Source organism: Streptomyces sp. NPDC025833 (assembly GCF_055558055.1).
In genome coordinates, this window is record NZ_JBVHNF010000006.1 from 194,502 (window position 1) to 212,659 (window position 18,158).

17 protein-coding genes and 1 pseudogene are annotated in these 18,158 nt (G+C 74.1%); 13 read left to right on the plus strand and 5 right to left on the minus strand.

Annotation, left to right across the window (positions count from 1 at the left end; translation table 11 throughout):
* Positions 1 to 160 precede the first annotated feature (160 nt).
* The 3 genes from ACZ4K2_RS12360 (at position 161) to ACZ4K2_RS12370 (ending at position 3,423) form a co-directional block, all read left to right on the plus strand.
* Positions 161 to 1,246, plus strand: coding sequence for a PP2C family protein-serine/threonine phosphatase (locus tag ACZ4K2_RS12360; RefSeq protein WP_467473149.1), 1,086 nt, complete (start codon positions 161 to 163; stop codon positions 1,244 to 1,246).
* A 234-nt stretch (positions 1,247 to 1,480) separates the two neighbouring features.
* Positions 1,481 to 2,821, plus strand: a complete 1,341-nt coding sequence (locus ACZ4K2_RS12365; RefSeq protein WP_467473151.1) for a transcriptional regulator — start codon at positions 1,481 to 1,483, stop codon at positions 2,819 to 2,821.
* A gap of 65 nt (positions 2,822 to 2,886) precedes the next feature.
* The gene (locus ACZ4K2_RS12370) at positions 2,887 to 3,423 is read left to right on the plus strand and encodes an NUDIX hydrolase (RefSeq protein ID WP_467473153.1); all 537 of its coding nucleotides are present in this window, start codon (positions 2,887 to 2,889) and stop codon (positions 3,421 to 3,423) included.
* Positions 3,424 to 3,435: 12 nt separating this feature from the next.
* Here ACZ4K2_RS12370 and ACZ4K2_RS12375 read toward each other — a convergent pair whose 3' ends face one another.
* Together ACZ4K2_RS12375 and ACZ4K2_RS12380 are read right to left on the minus strand one after the other, a co-directional pair.
* The gene (locus ACZ4K2_RS12375; RefSeq protein WP_467473156.1) at positions 3,436 to 3,696 is read right to left on the minus strand and encodes a hypothetical protein; all 261 of its coding nucleotides are present in this window, start codon (positions 3,694 to 3,696) and stop codon (positions 3,436 to 3,438) included.
* Between the two features lie 192 nt (positions 3,697 to 3,888).
* Positions 3,889 to 4,749 carry a 3-hydroxybutyryl-CoA dehydrogenase gene (locus ACZ4K2_RS12380; protein WP_467473159.1) on the minus strand — a complete coding sequence of 287 codons (861 nt, stop codon included), beginning with the start codon at positions 4,747 to 4,749 and terminating at the stop codon, positions 3,889 to 3,891.
* A gap of 172 nt (positions 4,750 to 4,921) precedes the next feature.
* Between ACZ4K2_RS12380 and ACZ4K2_RS12385 the strand changes: the two are divergent.
* Positions 4,922 to 5,755 (plus strand): annotated as a pseudogene (locus ACZ4K2_RS12385) (family 10 glycosylhydrolase).
* Between the two features lie 3 nt (positions 5,756 to 5,758).
* On the opposite strand, the gene ACZ4K2_RS12390 reads toward ACZ4K2_RS12385, so the two are convergent.
* Positions 5,759 to 5,956 carry a DUF1918 domain-containing protein gene (locus ACZ4K2_RS12390; RefSeq protein WP_467473161.1) on the minus strand — a complete coding sequence of 66 codons (198 nt, stop codon included), beginning with the start codon at positions 5,954 to 5,956 and terminating at the stop codon, positions 5,759 to 5,761.
* Positions 5,957 to 5,976: 20 nt separating this feature from the next.
* Positions 5,977 to 6,888: a DMT family transporter gene (locus ACZ4K2_RS12395; RefSeq protein ID WP_467473163.1), complete on the minus strand. Its 912-nt coding sequence runs from the start codon at positions 6,886 to 6,888 to the stop codon at positions 5,977 to 5,979.
* On the opposite strand from ACZ4K2_RS12395, the gene ACZ4K2_RS12400 reads away from it, so the two are divergent.
* On the plus strand, positions 6,887 to 8,353 hold the full coding sequence (locus ACZ4K2_RS12400; protein ID WP_467473164.1) for an aminotransferase-like domain-containing protein: 1,467 nt from the start codon (positions 6,887 to 6,889) through the stop codon (positions 8,351 to 8,353). The genes ACZ4K2_RS12395 and ACZ4K2_RS12400 overlap by 2 nt on opposite strands.
* A 10-nt stretch (positions 8,354 to 8,363) precedes the next feature.
* Positions 8,364 to 8,870 carry a GNAT family N-acetyltransferase gene (locus ACZ4K2_RS12405; RefSeq protein ID WP_467473166.1) on the plus strand — a complete coding sequence of 169 codons (507 nt, stop codon included), beginning with the start codon at positions 8,364 to 8,366 and terminating at the stop codon, positions 8,868 to 8,870.
* A gap of 82 nt (positions 8,871 to 8,952) precedes the next feature.
* Here ACZ4K2_RS12405 and ACZ4K2_RS12410 read toward each other — a convergent pair whose 3' ends face one another.
* Positions 8,953 to 9,396, minus strand: a complete 444-nt coding sequence (locus ACZ4K2_RS12410; RefSeq protein ID WP_467473168.1) for a DUF6314 family protein — start codon at positions 9,394 to 9,396, stop codon at positions 8,953 to 8,955.
* Between the two features lie 536 nt (positions 9,397 to 9,932).
* Here ACZ4K2_RS12410 and ACZ4K2_RS12415 point away from each other — a divergent pair.
* From ACZ4K2_RS12415 to ACZ4K2_RS12445, 7 genes are read left to right on the plus strand one after another with little or no spacing between them, the layout of a single operon-like run.
* Positions 9,933 to 12,482, plus strand: a complete 2,550-nt coding sequence (locus ACZ4K2_RS12415) for a YfhO family protein (RefSeq protein ID WP_467473171.1) — start codon at positions 9,933 to 9,935, stop codon at positions 12,480 to 12,482.
* Between the two features lie 20 nt (positions 12,483 to 12,502).
* The gene (locus ACZ4K2_RS12420) at positions 12,503 to 13,453 is read left to right on the plus strand and encodes a glycosyltransferase family 2 protein (RefSeq protein ID WP_467473173.1); all 951 of its coding nucleotides are present in this window, start codon (positions 12,503 to 12,505) and stop codon (positions 13,451 to 13,453) included.
* A complete protein-coding gene (locus tag ACZ4K2_RS12425) occupies positions 13,453 to 13,833 on the plus strand; it encodes a GtrA family protein (protein ID WP_467473175.1) in 381 nt (126 codons plus the stop codon). Before ACZ4K2_RS12420 ends, ACZ4K2_RS12425 begins: the two co-directional genes overlap by 1 nt.
* 45 nt (positions 13,834 to 13,878) lie before the next feature.
* Positions 13,879 to 14,907: an N-acetyl-gamma-glutamyl-phosphate reductase gene (gene argC, locus ACZ4K2_RS12430; RefSeq protein ID WP_467473177.1), complete on the plus strand. Its 1,029-nt coding sequence runs from the start codon at positions 13,879 to 13,881 to the stop codon at positions 14,905 to 14,907.
* Positions 14,904 to 16,055, plus strand: a complete 1,152-nt coding sequence (gene argJ, locus ACZ4K2_RS12435) for a bifunctional glutamate N-acetyltransferase/amino-acid acetyltransferase ArgJ (RefSeq protein ID WP_467473179.1) — start codon at positions 14,904 to 14,906, stop codon at positions 16,053 to 16,055. The genes argC and argJ overlap by 4 nt, the downstream gene beginning before the upstream one ends.
* Positions 16,052 to 16,960 carry an acetylglutamate kinase gene (argB, locus tag ACZ4K2_RS12440; RefSeq protein ID WP_467473181.1) on the plus strand — a complete coding sequence of 303 codons (909 nt, stop codon included), beginning with the start codon at positions 16,052 to 16,054 and terminating at the stop codon, positions 16,958 to 16,960. The genes argJ and argB overlap by 4 nt, the downstream gene beginning before the upstream one ends.
* Positions 16,957 to 18,156, plus strand: coding sequence for an acetylornithine transaminase (locus ACZ4K2_RS12445; protein WP_467473182.1), 1,200 nt, complete (start codon positions 16,957 to 16,959; stop codon positions 18,154 to 18,156). Before argB ends, ACZ4K2_RS12445 begins: the two co-directional genes overlap by 4 nt.
* Positions 18,157 to 18,158: the final 2 nt, after the last annotated feature.

The following is an 18,158-nucleotide window of genomic DNA, read 5'->3' on the forward strand; positions in this document are numbered from 1 at the left end:
CCGCGAGCTGCATAAATGCGGCTCGCAGTGGGGCGTCTCACTCGTTCGGGTGGGAAGTGCGGGTGATCCGGCCCGCCCGGGTCGTGCCGTCGACAGAATCGGACCGGCCTTTCGGGGCCGGTCCGTCTGCTCTGTCAGACCCACATGGGGGACCACAGGCATGATCCGCATCAAGGCACGGGCGCCCACCGGACGGGCAGCCGTCCTGCCCACCGTCTGGGGAGCCGTCGCGGTCGGCTACAAGTTCGGCTGCCCGCTCGCCCAGCAGAACGGGCTCGGGGCGCGCATCGTCACCAGCGCCGTGTTCTTCGCCGTCGGGACCGGCCTGATATTCCACGTCCGCCGCGCCCTGCTCCAGGAACTGCGGCTGGCCCGGCGGGCGGCGAGCGCCGCGCAGAGCGTCGTCCTGCGCCCGCTGCCGCCCCGGCTGGACGGGCTGAACGTCGCCGCCGCCCAGCTCTCCGCCGACCGGGGCGCGTCCGTCGGCGGCGATCTCTACGAGGCCGTCGTCACCGAACACGGGGTCCGGGTGGTGATGGGCGACGTGCGGGGACACGGCCTGGCCGCCCTCGGCACCGTCGCCGCCCTGCTCGGCAGCTTCCGGGAGGCCGCCCACGACGAGCCCGACCTGGGCCGTGTCCTGCGTCGGCTGGACCGCGCACTCGCCCGGCACCTGCGCGAACGCGCCCGGGCCGAGCACCCCGCGCTCGGCAGCGCCGACCCGGACAACCCGGTCGCCGAGGAGTTCGTCACCCTGCTGCTCCTGGAGATCGGCCAGGACGGCGAGCTGCGCGCCCTGAACTGCGGTCATCCCTGGCCCTATCTGCTCAGGGGCGCCCGTGTCGACCCGCTGGCGCACACGGACCCGCTCCCGCCGCTGGGCCCGTTCCCGCTGCCGGCGGAGGCGGCGGCCGCTCCCCGCGGCCGGCTGCTGCCGGGCGAGTCCCTCGTGCTGTTCACCGACGGCGCGGAGGACGCCCGGGACGGCCGGGGCCGGTTCTTCCCGCTGGCCGAGGCGCTGCGCGAGGTGGTGCGCGAGCACCCGGTGTCCCCGCAGACGGTGCTGCGCACGGTCTTCGGCGCCCTCCTGCGCCACACGGCCGGGAGACCCGCGGACGACATCGCGGTGCTGGTCCTGCGCAACGACCGCGGCACGGTCCGCCGCGCCGCCCCGAAGGCACCGGCCGACGGCGCCTCCGCGCGGCCCACCGCCGCCACGCACCCGCAGCCGACGACCCACGGTTAGCCGTGCCGTGCCGTGCCGTTCCGGGCTGTGCTGTGCCGTCCCGGCCGGGCCCGGGCCGCCGGATGTTCGAGGGGGAGCCGACAGCCCGGCCGGCCTCTCGCGAGGCGCCCCAGTCAATCGGGCGGACCCGCCCCGCGACAGCGCGCACCCGTCCCGGATGCGGGCATTCCGTTCACACCCCGTGTGAACCCGAACCCACTACGCTGACCGCACCAGGCCACTCGGGGGGCACTCATGCAGCCCAACACTCTGCTCGACGCCATCCTGGACGAGGCGGGGATCTCGCACGCCGGTCTCGCCGCCCACGTCAACCAGGCGGGACGGGCCCGCGGTCTCGCGCTGCGGTACGAACACACCGCCGTGGCGCGGTGGTTGAAAGGGCAGCGGCCCCGCGGCGAGGTGCCCGACCTGATCTGCGAGGTGCTGGCCGGCAGGCTGCGCCGGCCGGTCACGCTGGACGACATCGGCCTCGGCGTGCCCGGCGGACCCGGCACGCCGCACCCCGGCTCGCTGTCCGGGTTCGTGGAGCGGGCCACCGCCTTGTGGCGGTCGGACGAGCAGCAGCGCCCCCATGTGCTGGGTGCCCAGGCGGTCACCGGGACCCCGGCCGTGATGCCGGTGTGGGAGTGGGAGAACCCGCCCGAGGACGTCGACGTCTCCCGCGGCGGCCGGCACCGGGTCACCGCGGCCGACATCGAGATGCTGCGCGCCTCCCGCACGCACTACGAGCAGATGTACCGGAAGGCCGGCGGGATCGCGACCCGGTCCCGGATCGTCGGCTTCCTCAACGCCGAGGCCGCGCCCCTGCTGCGCGGCGGCTACACCGACGCGGCCGGCCGCCAACTGCACCGCGCGACGGGCGGGCTGGTGGCGATCGCGGGCATCTGCGCCTACGACTCCGACGCGCACGGCCTGGCCCAGCGCTACTTCCACCAGGCGTTGCGGCTCGCGAAGGCCAGCGGGGACCGCGGACTCGGGGCGTACGTGATCGCGCTGCTGGTCAACCAGTCGCTGTTCATGCGCGAGTACCGGCAGGCCGTCGCCTTCGCCGAGGCGGCGCTGCGCGCCGCCGGCCGGCACCTCACCCCGGCGCTCGCCTCCGACCTGTACGCGATGCAGGCCAAGGCGTACGCCCACCTCGGCGACAGCGGCGGCGCGCTGGCCTGCATCCGGCGCGCGGAGACGGCGGCGGACCGGATCCGGCGGGGCCACGAGCCCGACGAGACCGGGTACGTGCAGCCGGGGCTCGTCAACGTGCAGGTGGCCGAGGCGCTGCTCAGCCTCGGTGAGCTGGCCGCGGCCCGGGAGCACGCGGCGGCGGCCGTCGGCATCCCGGCCCACGACCGGGGGAGGGTGCACCGGCTGGCCATGCTCAGCACCATCGAGCTGCGCCAGGGCAACGCCGACAAGGCGGTGGCCACCGCGGTGCAGATGGCGGAGCAGGCCCGCGGAATGGAGTCGCAGCGGCTGCGCGACAGACTCCGGGCGGTGCGCGAGCACCTGGCGCGCTGCGGCTCGGCGGGGACCAACGAGGCCGCCGAGCTGATCGACGGAGCGCTGCGCGTACCGCTCTAGACCCACTGTGGGCAGCTCGTTCCTGCTGCGATATTGCCACTTACCCGGCGGAAGGTGGCAGAACCGTGCAGTGGACGAAACAGAACGAACAAACTGTTTATGAGAACCGGTGGTTCAGCGTCAATCTCGCAGACGTCGAGCTGCCGGACGGCAGGCACCTGGACCACTTCCTCATCCGGCTGCGCCCCGTGGCCGTGGCCACGGTCGTCAACGAGGCGAACGAGGTGCTGCTGCTGTGGCGGCACCGCTTCATCACCGACAGCTGGGGGTGGGAGCTGGCCGCGGGCGTCGTCGAGGACGGAGAGGACATCGAGCGCGCGGCTGCCCGGGAACTGGAGGAGGAGACCGGCTGGCGGCCGGGGCCCCTGCACCACCTCATGAGCGTGGAGCCGTCCAACGGACTCACCGACGCCCGGCACCACGTCTACTGGGCCGACCGGGGCGAGTACATCGGGCACCCGGTGGACGACTTCGAGTCGGACCGGCGGGAGTGGGTGCCCCTCAAGCTGGTCCCCGACCTGATCGCCCGCGGGGAGGTCCCGGCCGCCAACATGGCGGCCGCCTTACTCCTGTTGCACCACCTCAGGCTCAGCGAAGGCTGACGGAAAGGCCGTTCAGTGGCCGGCCAGCGCCTGCCAGACCGTCACCACGAGCGCCCCGAGCGCGGTCAGCGCGGCGAGCGAGGGCAGCGGCCAGCGCGTGTGTTCCAGCGAGGCCATCCGGGAGTTCAGGTCGTCCAGCTCCTTGGCGGTCTCCTCGGTGCGGTGGCGCAGCAGTGCCAGTCCTCCCTCGACACGGGCGTAGGCCACGTCGAGGCGGCGCCGTAACTCTGCGAGTTCTCCATGGACCACGGGATGCTCCGGATCGACGGTCACGGGCCCGCTCCTTTCGGTAGTCGAAGTGGATGGTCCGCATCCCTTGCGTGCGCATGCTGAGTCAACTCGCCTGGTGGGCGCGTGGGGAGCGTGTGTGACGGGCATATGCGTGCCCGGCGCGCACACGGTGTGTGAAACCCATGGGCCCGGCACTCGTCCGAGCGCCGGGCCCATGGGTGTCGCTCTGCGTGATCAGCCGTACGTGTAGAAGCCCGAGCCGGTCTTCCGGCCGAGCCGGCCCGCCTCGACCATGCGCTGGAGCAGCGGGGGAGCGGCGTACAGCGGCTCCTTGTACTCGGTGTACATCGAGTTGGCGATGGACACGATGGTGTCCAGGCCGATGAGGTCGGAGAGCTTCAGCGGGCCCATCGGGTGGGCGCAGCCCAGCTCCATGCCGTTGTCGATGTCCTCGCGGCTCGCGATGCCCGACTCGAACATCCGGATCGCCGACAGCAGGTAGGGCACCAGCAGCGCGTTCACCACGAACCCGGAGCGGTCCTGGGCGCGGATGGCGTGCTTGCCGAGCACCTTCTCGGCGAAGACCTGAGCGCGGCTGAGCGTGCCCTCGGAGGTGGTGAGCGCCGGGATCAGCTCGACCAGCTTCTGCACCGGTGCCGGGTTGAAGAAGTGGACGCCGACGACATGGTCCGGGCGGGAGGTCGAGACCGCCAGCTTCACCAGCGGGATGGAGGAGGTGTTGGAGGCGAGGATCGCGTCCGGCCGGGTCACCACCTGGTCGAGCACCTGGAAGATCTCCGTCTTCACCTGCTCGTTCTCGACGACGGCCTCGATCACGAGGTCGCGGTCCGCGAACTCGCCGAGGTCGGTGGTGAAGCTCAGCCGCGCCAGTGTCGCGTCCCGCTCCTCCTCGCTGATCTTGCCGCGCTCGGCGGCCTTGGCCAGGGAGTTGAACAGCCGGGTACGGCCGATCTCCAGGGCCTCGCCGGTGGTCTCGGCGACCTTCACATCCAGTCCGGCGCGGGCGCACACCTCGGCGATGCCCGCGCCCATCTGGCCGCAGCCCACGACTCCGACGCGCTCGATGTCGGTCACATCGTCCCCTTCGCTGGTCTTCCGGCTGGCTGGCAGGACCCCCGGGTTTCGGCGCCTGCTCCGACCGTGCACGCTACCGCCAAGTATCGATGATCGATCGGCCGGGTGGCGGCATCCCGGCGCGCGTGACGGTCCGTGACCGAGCGGATCAGGACGTATGGGGGAATCCCGGGTGGGGCCCCTGCCGCGGCGGACCTTCGCCCTGGCCGCGCTGCCGGCCCTCGCCGCGCAGGCCCCGGCCGGTGCCGCGGGCGCGACGGCCGGCCCGCGGCGCACGGCGGTCGGGATGCGGGGCGTCCGGATCGCTGCGGTGCGTAACCGGGACCGGCCCTCCGTGCCCGGCCGGACGGCGGCCGAGCAGCGGGCGGAGCCGACCGCCCACCTCGACCGGGCGGTGCGGGACCGGCTCGACACGGTGCTCCTCCAGGCCCGGCCCGCGGCCGACACGCTGTGGCCGTCGCCGTACGAGCCATGGTCCGAACACCCCACCGGGACCCAGGGCGGTGACCCGGGCCGGGACCCGTCCGGCACGGCCGTCACCGAGGCCCACGCCGGGGGCTGCGGCTGCGCGCCTGGTCCCACCCGTACCGCGTCGCCGGCCACACCCGTTCCGGGCGGCCCGCGCGCACCCCGGCCGGGTGGTGCGGTACGGCGGCCGGCTCCACTGCGACCCGGGCCGCCTGGCGGCGGCACAGCGCTGGTGCGCGGCCCGCCGGCATCAGGCGGATCCGTCCCGGCACCAAGGCCGGCATCAGCCCGTTCGGGGTGTGGCGGAACGCGGCGACCGACCCGCGCGGCTCCGACACCCGGGCGGGCGTGCGGACGTACGGGACTTGCACGCGAGCGACCACCGGATCGACCACGTCGTCCCGCGGCTCCACCGGCACCGGACCCGGAGGTGCGCGGGCACGTGCTCCTCGCCGCCGGGGACCTCGCTGCCGATCCGGCCGGGGCGGCGGCGCGGGCGGTCGCCGACCACTACCGGGGGCCGGCGACTCCGCCGTGACGGCTACTGGCGCTGTTCGTCCTGGTGCCTGACCTGGCAGTCGGGCCCGGGGGACATGATCGCCTCGTGCCCGTCCTGGAAGCGGACCCGGTAGGGCGGGTTGCCCTCCTGCCCGAGTACTTCGACGACTTCGGTGACCTGGTCGTGCTGGCCCACCACCCTGCCGTGCTGGACAAGCCGGTCGCCCTTGGATGCGTGCATCTGACAGGCCCTCCTCACGATCACGACCGCTGCGTGACGGCGATGCACACGAGCACCGCGAGGGCGGTCAGTGGAGCGGCCGCCGTGAAGTGCTCGCCCAGCAGAAGCGCCGACCACACCAGTGTGAGTAGGGGCTGGGCCAACTGCAACTGGCTGGCCCGCGGGATGCCGATGGCCGCCATCCCGCGGTACCAGACGACCAGCCCGATGAACTGCGACCCGACCGCCAGCCACAGCAGGCCCGCGATGCCGTGCCCGGTGAGGTGCACCGGCTCGTGGGCCAGCGCCACCACGGAGGCGGGCACGCCGAGCGGCAGGCACAGCACCAGCGCCCAGGCGATGACCTGCCAGCCGGGCATGACCCGGGCCAGCCGGCCGCCCTCGGTGTACCCGGCCGCGCACACCAGGAGGGCCGCGAAGAGGTAGCCGTCGGCGGTGGTGAGCGCGCCGCCGCTCTGGCCGAGCGTGAAGGCGAGCACGGCCACCGCGCCGGCCACGGCCGCCAGCCAGAACCGGCGGGACGGGCGGGCGCCGGTGCGCAGGGCCGAGAACACGGCGGTGGTCAGCGGCAGCAGACCCACCACGACGGCCGCGTGGGCCGTGGTGGACGTCTCCAGGGCGAGCGTGGTCAGCAGCGGGAACCCCAGCACCACGCCGACGGCGACCACGGCCAGGCCCGGCAGGTGGCGCCGCGCCGGGAGCCGTACCCGCAGCAGGAGCAGACAGCCGCCGGCCACCGCGGCAGCGAGCACCCCGCGCACCGCCACCAGGGACCAGGGGCCGAAGCTCTCCAGACCCCAGGCGGTCGCCGGGAAGGTCAGGGAGAAGGCGACCACGCCGAGGGCGGCTTGGACGGCGCCGAGGCTGCGCGGTTCGCGCCGGGCGGTGACTGCTATCGGACGGGTCGCAGTAGCGCTACTCTCTACTCTCATGGAACAGCGTAGCAGTGTGGGCGAACTGGCAGAACAGCTCAGGCGAGAGCTGGACCGCTACTCTCCTGGTGGAAAGCTGCCGTCGAGCCGTGCGCTGGTCGACCGGTTCCGGGTGAGTCCGGTGACCGTCTCGCGGGCCCTGGCGCAGCTCGCCGCCGAGGGCCTGGTCGTGACCCGCCCCGGCGCCGGCGCCTTCCGGGCCCGGCCGCACCGGGCGGAGCCGCCCGCCGGGGACACCTCCTGGCAGGAGGTCGCGCTGAGCGCCGACGGCGCCGCCGACCTCGTACCGCGCACGGTGGACGCCTCGGGCGTCACGGTCTCGCTGGCCGCCCCGCCGCCCGGGGTGCTGGAGTTCAACGGCGGCTACCTGCACCCCTTCCTCCAGCCGGAGCGGGCCATGGCGGCGGCCCTGGCCCGGGCCGGCCGGCGGCCCGGAGCCTGGGGGAGGCCGCCCCTGGAGGGCCTGCCGGAGCTGCGGGAGTGGTTCGCGCGCGGCATCGGCGGCGCCGTCACCGCCGCCGAGGTGCTGATCGCGGCGGGCGGCCAGGCGGCCCTGGCCACCGCCCTGCGCGCGCTCGCCCCGCCCGGCGCCCCGGTGCTCGTGGAGTCCCCCACCTACCCGGGCATGCTCGCCCTCGCCCGCGCTGCCGGTTTGCGGCCCGTCCCGGTGCCGGTGGACCCCGGCGGGGTCCGCCCCGACCTGCTCGCGGACGCCTTCCACGCCACCGGCGCCCGGGTGTTCGTCTGCCAGCCGCTGTTCCAGAACCCGACCGGCGCGGTCCTGGCGCCCGCCCGGCGCGCCGAGGTGCTGCGCATCGCGCGCGAGGCGGGCGCGTTCGTCGTGGAGGACGACTTCGTCCGCCGGCTCGTGCACGCCGACGCCGGTCCGCTGCCCCGCCCCCTGGCCGCCGACGACCCGGACGGCGTGGTGGTCCACGTCGGCTCGCTGACCAAGGCGACCTCGCCCAGTTTCCGGGTGAGCGCCCTGGCCGCGCGCGGGCCGGTGCTGGAACGCCTGCGCGCGATCCAGGTCGTGGACAGCTTCTTCGTCCCGCGCCCGCTCCAGGAGGCCGCCCTGGAACTCGTCGGCTCCCCGGCCTGGCCCCGCCACCTGCGGGCGCTGTCGGCCGAGCTGAAGACCCGCCGTGACGCCCTGACGGGCGCGCTCGCCCGGCTGCTGCCCGAACTCGGCCTGCCCCACGTCCCGTCCGGCGGCTACCACCTGTGGCTGCGCCTGCCCGACGGCACCGACGAGGCCGCGCTGGCCGCGGCGGCCCTGCGCGCGGGCGTCGCCCTCGCCCCCGGCCGCCCCTACTTCAGCGCCGAGCCCCCCGCCGCCCACGTCCGCCTCAGCTTCGCGGCGGTGGCCGGCACGGGCGAGATCGCGGAGGGCGCACGGCGGCTGCGGGCGGCCTGCGACGAGACGATCGGAAAACGGGTCGTCACCCCGCGGCCGGGCCTGTGATGATCCCGGCATGAGTGATGCGCCCGCCTTCCCCGAGGAACCAGCCCGCCCCGCGGAACCCGCCCTCCCCGCGGAACCCGCCCTCCCCGAGGGGTACGAGTTCTCCGCCGACCCCGCCCGCGTCGACGTGGACCGCGTGCACGACTGGCTGTCGGGCGACGCCTACTGGGCGCTCGGCCGTTCCCGGGAGCGGCACGAGCGGGCGATGGCGTCCTCGCTCAACTTCGGGCTCTACGCGACCGCGTCGGGCGGGCAGGTGGCGTACGCGCGCGTGGTCACCGACCACGCCCTGTTCGCCTGGCTCGCCGACGTGTACGTCGACCCGGCCGTGCGGGGCGCGGGCCTCGGCACGGCGTTCGTCGCCCGCATACGCGACCACCTGGCACCCCTCGGCCTGCGGCGGCTGGCGCTGGTGACGGCCGACGCGCACGGGGTGTACGAGAGGCTGGGCTTCGAGCCGCTGGACCGTCCCGACCAGTGGATGGTGCACACCTTCGGGGGCGCGGCCGGCGCGTGACGGCCCGGCGGCAGCGGCACCCCGGCCCCCTCCCCGGCACGGTCCGCCGGCGCCGCGTCCCGGGCCCGGGCGGGGTGCCGGGTCAGCCGTCGCGCTCGTAGTCGGTCGTGAGGAGGAGGTCCTTCGCCGGGCCGCCGACCCGCCACACCGTGCGCCAGTGGTCGGCGTCCCGGACGGTGAACTCGCCCCGGTACAGGTCGGCCGCGCAGGGGTGCTCGGCGATGTGGTGCCCGGTGGTCAGGTCCAGGTCGTGGAAGGGCCGCCCGTCGGCGAACCGCACGTCCGCCCGGCCGGGCGTCCCGCCCGGCAGGAAGCGCAGGGTCCGGGTGGCCGGCCGCGCCACGCCCTGCCAGGTGAAGGTCCCCGACTCCTCGTGCAGCAGCCCGCCGCCGTCCAGCGCTCCGAAGACCGTCACCCCCGAGAAGCGCCCCTCGGCCCCGCCCGCCAGGTCCCGCACGACGCGCTCCACCCGCCAGCGTCCGGCGAGGTGGGCCAGCACGTCGGGCACCGGCCACGACCCGCTCACCGCTCGCCCCGCCCGGACCGGCGCCGCGGGCCCGCGGGCGCCCCGGCCCCCGTACGGGCCCGTACCCCGGCACGGCCGGTGGCCCCGGACGCGCTCCCGCGGGCCGCGGGCGCCCCACCCCGGCCCCCGCCGGCCATCCCGCGGCGGAGGCCCGGAGGGGCGGGGCGGGCGAGCGGCCCCCGTCCGGCGGAGGAACCCGGCACCGCGACGTACGTCGGCGACCCATGCATGGGCCGAGCCTACGGGGCCCGGCCCCGCCCCCACGACGCGCCCGCCCCTCCCCGGGACCGGCCGGGCGCCCGGCCGGTCACCCGGAGAACACCGCACGGAAAAGCGGAGTTTCCCTGCCGGCCATGCAATGCACGCGGTGTTTCCCGAACCCGGAGAAAAACACGTCACTTTCCGGTGCGCACACAACCATCCGGAAACGCCTCCCGTCTAAGTCGGCGAAAAAACCGGGGCACACATCCTGTGAGGAACGCCGAAATGCAGACTGCGCACGGGAACGCGGGGCGACGCCCGGAAAGGAACGGGGTGTGAAAGCGACGCCCCGGCCGGGAACGGCCGCCGCCCTGCTCGCCGGAGCCGTCACGGTCCTCGCGCTCTGCGCCGGCGACGTCCTCGCGCGCTGCCGGCCCTTCGGGCCCCGCACCCGCGCCGTCAACGACCTCGGCAACCAGTTCGTGCCCTTCCACGCCCACCTCTGGGACCTGCTGCACGGCCGGGGCGACGGCGGCCTCTACGTCAACTGGCAGTCCGGATACGGCGCCAGCTTCCTGCCCGACCTCGGCACCTACCTCGCCAGCCCGTTCGCCCCGCTGGTCGTCCTCTTCCCGCGGGACCGGATCGACCTCGCCGTGTACGTGATCACCCTGCTGAAGACCGCGGCCGCCGCCGCGGCCATGGCCTGGCTGCTTCGCACGCTGCGCCCCGGCCCCTGGTGGGCGGCCGGCCTGCTCGGCGCCGCCTACGCGCTGTGCGGCTGGACCCTCGCCGACGCCGACTACAACCCCATGTGGCTCGACGGCCTGATCGCCCTGCCCCTGCTCTGCCTGGCCGGCGAGTGGGCGCTCACCGGACGCCGGGCCCCGGCCGCGGTCCTGGTCGTCGCCCTCGCCTGGACCGCCAACTTCTACACCGCGTACATGGCCACCCTCGGCGCCGCCCTGGTGCTGCTGCTCCGGCTCGCGCTCACCCGGCCGCCGCGCCGGCAGGCCCTCGCGGCGGCCGGCCGCGCCGTGCTCACCACCGCCCTCGGCGTGGGCCTCGCCGCCCCGCTGGTCGCGGTCGTCTACTTCGGCACCCGGCACGCGTACCCGGGCCGGCAGACCACGTTCGGCCCGGTACCGGCCGGGACCCTGCTCGCCCGGCTGCTGCCGACGGCGTACGGCTGGGGCTCACCGGCCCTCTACGTCGGCACCACCGCGCTGCTGCTGGCCCTCGCCCTGCCCTTCCACCGCGCGGTCCCCGGACGGGTCCGCGCGGGCTGGACCGCCCTGGTGCTCCTGGCGGTCCTCTCCCTCCAGTGGGCACCCACCCACCTGGTCTGGCACGCCTTCGCCACCCCGCAGGGCAGCCCCTACCGGCAGACCTTCGTGGTGTGCGGGTTCCTCGTCGTCGCCGCCTGGCAGATCCTGTCGTACGGCCCGCCCGGACCGCGGGCCCTCGGTGCGGCGGGCGCGCTGCTCGCGCTGATCGCCGTCCTCGCCGCCGGCACCGGCCCGGTCCGCTTCTTCACCTGGCCCGTGCTGCTGCTCGCCGTCGCCGGGGCGCTGGGCGGACTCGCCCTGCTGGCCCGCGCCGGGCACCGCCGCCGGCTCGCCGGGCTGGCCGTCGTCCTGCTGCTCGGCACGCAGATCGGGGAGAGCGCCGCCACCTCGGCCGTGGCCACCCGGCTGCGCCTCGCGCACATGGACGACTACGCCCCCTGGGGCGCACGGCAGGAACGGCAGTCGGCCCTGATCGCCCGGGCCGACGACTGGCCCCGCCACCGCACCGACCCCGGCCGCGAGCAGACCGTCGGCAACGACCCGCTGCTGGTGGGCGGCCAGGGCGCCCAGTACTACAGCTCCCTGACCTCCGACGTCCTCAGCCGCACCCTGACCGCGCTCGGCGACGGCTGGACCTCCCGCGGCCGCAGCGTGCAGAGCCTGGACAACGCCGTCACGGACGTGATCTTCTCCGTCGGCGCCCGGGTGCACTCCCCGCCGGACCCGCACCAGCGGCACGCGCCACCGGCCGAACGCCCCGCGCGCGTGACCCGGCGGGACGTACCGCCCCTGGTGACGGTCCGGAGCACCCCGGACCGGCGTCCCTTCGGCACCTCGCCCTACCGCAACCAGGAGATCCTGCTCGGCAGCCGCGTCTACACCGTGGCCCGGCTCCGGGTGTACGACGACGCGGGCCGGCCGCTGCCCGCGCGCCGGGTCGGCTCCCACGACGCCCTGACCCGGCCCGTGATCACCGCCCGCTGCCCGGCCGGGACCCAGGTGAACCTGTGGGCCCCGCACTACTCCGGCAGCGCCCGGCTCGACGGCGGGCCCACCGCCTGGTTCAACTCCCGCGCCGCCCGCAACCGCGCCGGCACGGCACCGCTCGGCACGGCCCCCGCCACCGGGGAGCTGCGGATCCGGCTGAGCCCCACCCGGCCCGGCCGCATCCCGCCCGACGCCGTCGGCTGCCTCGACACCCGCCGGCTGGGCGCCGCCGCCGCGCGCCTGAAGGCCACCGGCGCCACGGAGGTCACCGTCTCCGACGGCACCGTGCACGCCCGGCTGCCCGCCGGCAGCAAGGGGATCGCGGTCGTCGCCGCGCCCCGGATCGCCGGCTGGCGGTGCGCGGCGGGCGACGGACCGGCCCGGCCGGCGGGGGAGTACCACGGCCTCGTCGCCGTTCCCCTGCCCGCCGCCACAACCAGCCTGACCTGCACCTTCCATCCACCCGGACTGCGGCTGGGCACGGCGGTGGGGGCCGGCTCGCTGCTCGTCCTCGCCCTGTGGGCCGTCCTCACCGCCGTCCGCCGCCGGCGGGCTCCGGCACCGCCCACGACCACGTCACCGCGCGAGCGTTTGACCGCCGCTCGCTGACCACGCCCAGGGGGACCACCATGCTGATAACCGTCGTCGTGCCCTGCTACAACGAACAGGACGTCGTCGCCCGCTTCCACGAGGAGGTGCAGAAAGTGGCCGACGAACTGCTGCCCCTCGGCCACGACATGGAGTTCGTGTACGTGGACGACGGAAGCCGGGACCGTACGCTCCGCGTCCTGAGGAGGCTGGCCGACCACGACCCGCGAGTGCGCTACGTGTCCTTCAGCCGCAACTTCGGCAAGGAGGCGGCCCTGCTCGCCGGTCTCCGGCATGCCTCCGGCGACTCGGTGGTCGTCATGGACGCCGACCTCCAGCACCCGCCGCGGTTGATCCGGCGCATGGTCGAGCTGCGCGAACAGGGCCACGACCAGGTCATCGCCCGGCGCACCCGCACCGGCGACCGGCTCACCCGCACCGTCACCGCCCGCCTGTACTACCGGCTGGTCAACCGGCTGGTCGACGTCGAACTCGTCGACGGCGTCGGGGACTTCCGGATGCTGTCGCGCCGGGTGGTGGACGCGGTTCTGGCCCTGACCGAGTACAACCGCTTCTCCAAGGGGCTGTTCGCCTGGGTGGGCTTCCCGAGCACCACCTTCGAGTACGACAACGCCGTCCGCGAGGCCGGCCGCAGCTCCTGGAACCTGCGCGGCCTGCTCAACTACGGCCTCGACGGCCTGCTCTCCTTCAACAACCGCCCGCTGCGCGCCGCGCTCTGGCTCGGCGTGGGCCTGCTGCTCTGCGCGGGCCTCTACACCGCCTGGATCGTGGGCGCCGCGCTCGTGAACGGCGTGCAGACCCCCGGCTACGTGACCATCGTCACCGCCGTCACCGCCCTCGCGGGCGTGCAGATGGTGATGCTGGGGGTCATCGGGGAGTACACCGGCCGCATCTACTACGAGGTGAAGGGGCGCCCGCACTTCCTGGTGAAGGCGACCAACGTGGAACGAACGAAAGATCTCATCCCCTGATGCGGCAGATTCTCACCTTCGCGGCGGTCGGCGTTCTCAACACCGCCGTCTACTACTGTCTCTACCTGCTTTTCCTGACCGTTCTCCCTTATCTGGCGGCGCACGTCCTGGCTTTCGTGCTCGCCATGGTCGGCTCCTTTTTCCTGAATGCGCGCTTCACCTACCGGACACGGCCGACGCTGCGCAAATTCCTGCTGTTCCCGCTGACCAACCTGAGCAACTTCGTGATCACGACGGCGGGCGTGTACCTGATCGTCGACGTCCTGCACGCCGGCAGCCGCTTCGCGCCGCTGCTCGCCTCGGCCGCGGCCATCCCGGTCACCTTCGTCGTGTCCCGGTGGGTGATGCTCCCCGGCCGGAAGACCGAATCGATTGCATAAACGTGCAGCGATACGTATAGTCATGCCATCTAGAGGAGGGTGGACATGGCAGTACGTGTGGCGGTGGCCGGAGCGAGCGGATACGCGGGCGGAGAGCTCCTGCGCCTGCTCCTGGCACACCCCGAGGCCGAGATCGGCGCCCTGACCGGAAACTCCAACGCCGGCCAGCGGCTCGGCGCGCTCCAGCCGCACCTGCCGCCGCTGGCCGACCGCGTGCTGGCCGCGACCACGCCCGAGGCGCTCGCCGGGCACGACGTGGTCTTCCTCGCGCTGCCGCACGGCCAGTCCGCGGCCGTCGCCGAGCGGCTCGGCCCCGACGTCCTCGTGATCGACATGGGCGCCGACTTCCGGCTCGCGGACCCGGCCGACTGGGAGACCTTCTACGGCTCCCCGCACGCCGGCACCTGGCCCTACGGCCTCCCCGAACTTCCGGGTGCCCGCGCCGCGCTGGAGGGGTCCAGGCGCATCGCGGTGCCCGGTTGCTACCCCACCGCCGTCTCCCTCGCCCTGTTCCCGGCCTACGCGGCCGGCCTCGCCGAGCCCGAGGCGGTGATCGTCGCCGCGTCCGGCACCTCCGGCGCGGGCAAGGCGCCCAAGCCGCACCTGCTCGGCAGCGAGGTCATGGGCTCCATGTCGCCGTACGGTGTCGGCGGCGGGCACCGGCACACCCCCGAGATGATCCAGAACCTCAGCGCGGTGGCGGGCCGGCGGGTCTCCGTCTCCTTCACGCCGACCCTCGCGCCGATGCCCCGCGGCATCCTCGCCACGTGCAGTGCCGCCGCCGTCGAGGGGGTGACGGCGGACTCCGTCCGCGCCGCCTACGAGAAGGCCTACGCCGACGAGCCGTTCGTGCACCTCCTGCCCGCGGACCGGTGGCCGGCCACGGCGTCCGTCCACGGTTCCAACGCCGTTCAGGTGCAGGTCGCGTACGACGCCGCCGTGGGCCGCATCATCGCGATCAGCGCCATCGACAACCTGACCAAGGGCACCGCGGGCGGCGCCCTCCAGAGCATGAACATCGCCCTCGGCCTCGACGAGACCACCGGGCTTTCCACGATCGGAGTCGCACCGTGAGCGTCACGGCAGCCAAGGGATTCACGGCGGCGGGCATCGCCGCCGGGATCAAGGAGAACGGCAACCCCGACCTGGCCCTCGTGGTCAACGACGGGCCCCGCCGTGCCGCCGCGGGCGTCTTCACCTCCAACCGCGTGAAGGCCGCGCCCGTGCTCTGGTCCGAGCAGGTCCTCAAGGGCGGCCAGGTCTCCGCCGTCGTCCTCAACTCCGGCGGCGCCAACGCCTGCACCGGCCCCAAGGGCTTCCAGGACACCCACGCCACCGCCGAGAAGGCGGCCGAGGCGCTCGGCCGCGGCGCCGTGGAGATCGCGGTCTGCTCCACCGGGCTCATCGGCGTCCTGCTGCCCATGGACAAGCTGCTCCCGGGCATCGAGACGGCCGCCGCCCAGCTCTCCGAGCACGGCGGTGAGAAGGCCGCCATCGCCATCAAGACCACCGACACCGTCCACAAGACGTCCGTGGCGACCGGGGACGGCTGGACCGTCGGCGGCATGGCCAAGGGCGCCGGCATGCTCGCCCCCGGCCTCGCCACCATGCTGGTCGTCCTCACCACCGACGCCGCGCTGGACGCCGAGGTGCTCGACCGGGCCCTGCGCGCCGCCACCGCGGTCACCTTCGACCGCGTCGACTCCGACGGCTGCATGTCCACCAACGACACCGTCCTGCTGCTCTCCTCCGGCGCCTCCGGCGTCACCCCGGAGTACGACGAGTTCGCCGAGGCCGTCCGGCAGGTCTGCGACGACCTCGGGCAGCAGCTGATCCGGGACGCCGAGGGCGCCAGCAAGGACATCAAGGTCGAGGTGATCAACGCGGCCAGCGAGGAGGACGCCGTCGAGGTGGGCCGCTCCATCGCCCGCAACAACCTCCTCAAGTGCGCCATCCACGGCGAGGACCCCAACTGGGGCCGGGTGCTCTCCGCGATCGGCACCACGCGGGCCGCCTTCGAACCCGACCAGCTCAACGTCGCCATCAACGGCGTCTGGGTCTGCAAGAACGGGTCCGTCGGCGAGGACCGCGAACTGGTCGACATGCGCTACCGCGAGGTGCACATCGTCGCCGACCTCGCCGCCGGCACCGGCACCGCGACGATCTGGACCAACGACCTCACCGCCGACTACGTCCACGAGAACAGCGCGTACTCCTCATGACACCCACGCGGAAGCACACCGCGCTCCCCAAGGCGCAGATCCTCATCGAGGCGCTGCCCTGGCTGACCCGGCACCACGGCAGGACCGTCGTCATCAAGTTCGGCGGCAACGCCATGGTCGACGAGGACCTGAAGGCCGCCTTCGCCAAGGACGTGGTCTTCCTCCGCCACGCCGGACTCAAGCCCGTCGTCGTGCACGGCGGCGGCCCCCAGATCAGCGCCGCCCTCGACCGGCACGGCATCGTCAGCGAGTTCAAGGCGGGCCTGCGCGTCACCACCGAGGACGCCATGGACGTCGTACGGATGGTGCTCGCCGGCCAGGTGCAGCGCGAGCTGGTCGGCCTGCTCAACCAGCACGGCCCGCTCGCCGTCGGTCTGACCGGCGAGGACGCGCACACCATCACCGCGACCAGGCACACCCCGTGGATCGACGGGGAACCGGTCGACATCGGACGGGTCGGCGAGATCACCGCGATCGACACGGGCGCGATCGAGGCCCTGCTCGCCGACGGCCGGATCCCGGTCGTCTCCTCCATCGCCCGCAGTCAGGACGACGGACATGTCTACAACGTCAATGCTGATACGGCGGCTGCGGCACTCGCTGCGGCACTGGGCGCCGAGACCCTCATGGTCCTCACCGACGTCGAGGGCCTCTACGAGGACTGGCCGGACTCCGACGAGGTGATCAGCCGGCTCACCGCCTCCCAGCTGGAGAGGCTGCTGCCGGACCTCAGCTCCGGCATGGTGCCGAAGATGGAGGGCTGCCTGCACGCCGTGCGCAACGGCGTGACGACCGCCCGGGTCATCGACGGCCGGGTCCAGCACTCGATCCTGCTGGAGATCTTCACCGACGAAGGCATCGGCACGATGGTCGTGCCCGACGAGGACGAGGGGGACACACAGTGACCGGCAACCAGGAACTGACCCAGCGGTGGCACGGCGCCCTCATGAACAACTACGCCACCCCGCGCCTGCCCCTCGCCCGAGGCGAGGGCACCAGGGTGTGGGACGCCGAGGGCCGGGAGTACCTCGACTTCGTCGGCGGCGTCGCCACCAACGCGCTCGGCCACGCCCACCCCGCGATCGTCGAGGCCGTGAGCCGCCAGATCGCCTCCCTCGGCCACATCTCCAACTTCTTCATGGCCGAGCCCACCGTCGCGCTCGCCGAGCGGCTCCTCGCGCTCTTCGGCCGCGAGGGCCGGGTGTTCTTCTGCAACTCCGGCGCGGAGGCCAACGAAGCCGCCTTCAAGATCGGCCGGCTGACCGGGCGCACCCACATGGTCGCCACCGACGGCGGCTTCCACGGCCGCACGATGGGCGCCCTCGCGCTCACCGGCCAGCCCGCCAAGCAGGCCCCTTTCCAGCCGCTGCCGGGCGAGGTCACCCACGTCCCCTACGGCGACGCCCAGGCCCTGGCCGCGGCGGTCACGGAGGAGACGGCCATGGTGGTCGTCGAGCCGATCCAGGGCGAGAGCGGCGTGATCGTGCCCCCGGCCGGCTACCTCAAGGCGGCCCGCGCGATCACCGCCGCCACCGGCGCGCTGCTGGTCCTGGACGAGGTGCAGACCGGCATCGGCCGTACCGGGTCCTGGTTCGAGTACCAGGCCCACGAGGGTGTGCTGCCCGACGTCGTCACCCTCGCCAAGCAGTTGGGCGGCGGGCTGCCGCTCGGCGCGACCGTGGCCTTCGGCCGCGCCGCCGAACTGCTCACGCCCGGCCACCACGCGACCACCTTCGGCGGCAACCCGGTCGCCTGCGCCGCCGGTCTCGCCGTGCTCGGCACCATCGAGGACGAGGGCCTGCTGGACAACGCCAAGCGGCAGGGCGAGAGGTTGCGGGACGGTGTCGAGGCGCTGAACCACCCGTTGATCGATCATGTCCGCGGCGCCGGCCTGCTCCTGGGTATCGTGCTCACCGGGCCCCGTGCGCCGCAGGTGCAGCAGGCGGCCCAGGAGGCCGGGTTCCTGGTGAACGCGCCCGCCCCCGACGTCGTACGGCTCATGCCGCCGCTCAATCTCCGCGACGACGAGGCAAGTGCGCTGCTCCGGGCGCTGCCCGGCATCCTCGACGCAGCCCACGGGGACGGACGAGCCGGAGAATGAGA

What these genes read in the sequence shown, in the direction of transcription:
- ACZ4K2_RS12360 (WP_467473149.1), top strand. Translation starts at nt 161, where the DNA reads ATGATCCGCATCAAGGCACGGGCGCCCACCGGACGGGCAGCCGTCCTG.
- ACZ4K2_RS12365 (WP_467473151.1), top strand. Translation starts at nt 1,481, where the DNA reads ATGCAGCCCAACACTCTGCTCGACGCCATCCTGGACGAGGCGGGGATC.
- ACZ4K2_RS12390 (WP_467473161.1), bottom strand. Translation starts at nt 5,956, where the DNA reads ATGCACGCATCCAAGGGCGACCGGCTTGTCCAGCACGGCAGGGTGGTG.
- ACZ4K2_RS12400 (WP_467473164.1), top strand. Translation starts at nt 6,887, where the DNA reads ATGGAACAGCGTAGCAGTGTGGGCGAACTGGCAGAACAGCTCAGGCGA.
- ACZ4K2_RS12395 (WP_467473163.1), bottom strand. Translation starts at nt 6,888, where the DNA reads ATGAGAGTAGAGAGTAGCGCTACTGCGACCCGTCCGATAGCAGTCACC.
- ACZ4K2_RS12405 (WP_467473166.1), top strand. Translation starts at nt 8,364, where the DNA reads ATGAGTGATGCGCCCGCCTTCCCCGAGGAACCAGCCCGCCCCGCGGAA.
- ACZ4K2_RS12420 (WP_467473173.1), top strand. Translation starts at nt 12,503, where the DNA reads ATGCTGATAACCGTCGTCGTGCCCTGCTACAACGAACAGGACGTCGTC.
- ACZ4K2_RS12425 (WP_467473175.1), top strand. Translation starts at nt 13,453, where the DNA reads ATGCGGCAGATTCTCACCTTCGCGGCGGTCGGCGTTCTCAACACCGCC.
- argC (WP_467473177.1), top strand. Translation starts at nt 13,879, where the DNA reads ATGGCAGTACGTGTGGCGGTGGCCGGAGCGAGCGGATACGCGGGCGGA.
- argB (WP_467473181.1), top strand. Translation starts at nt 16,052, where the DNA reads ATGACACCCACGCGGAAGCACACCGCGCTCCCCAAGGCGCAGATCCTC.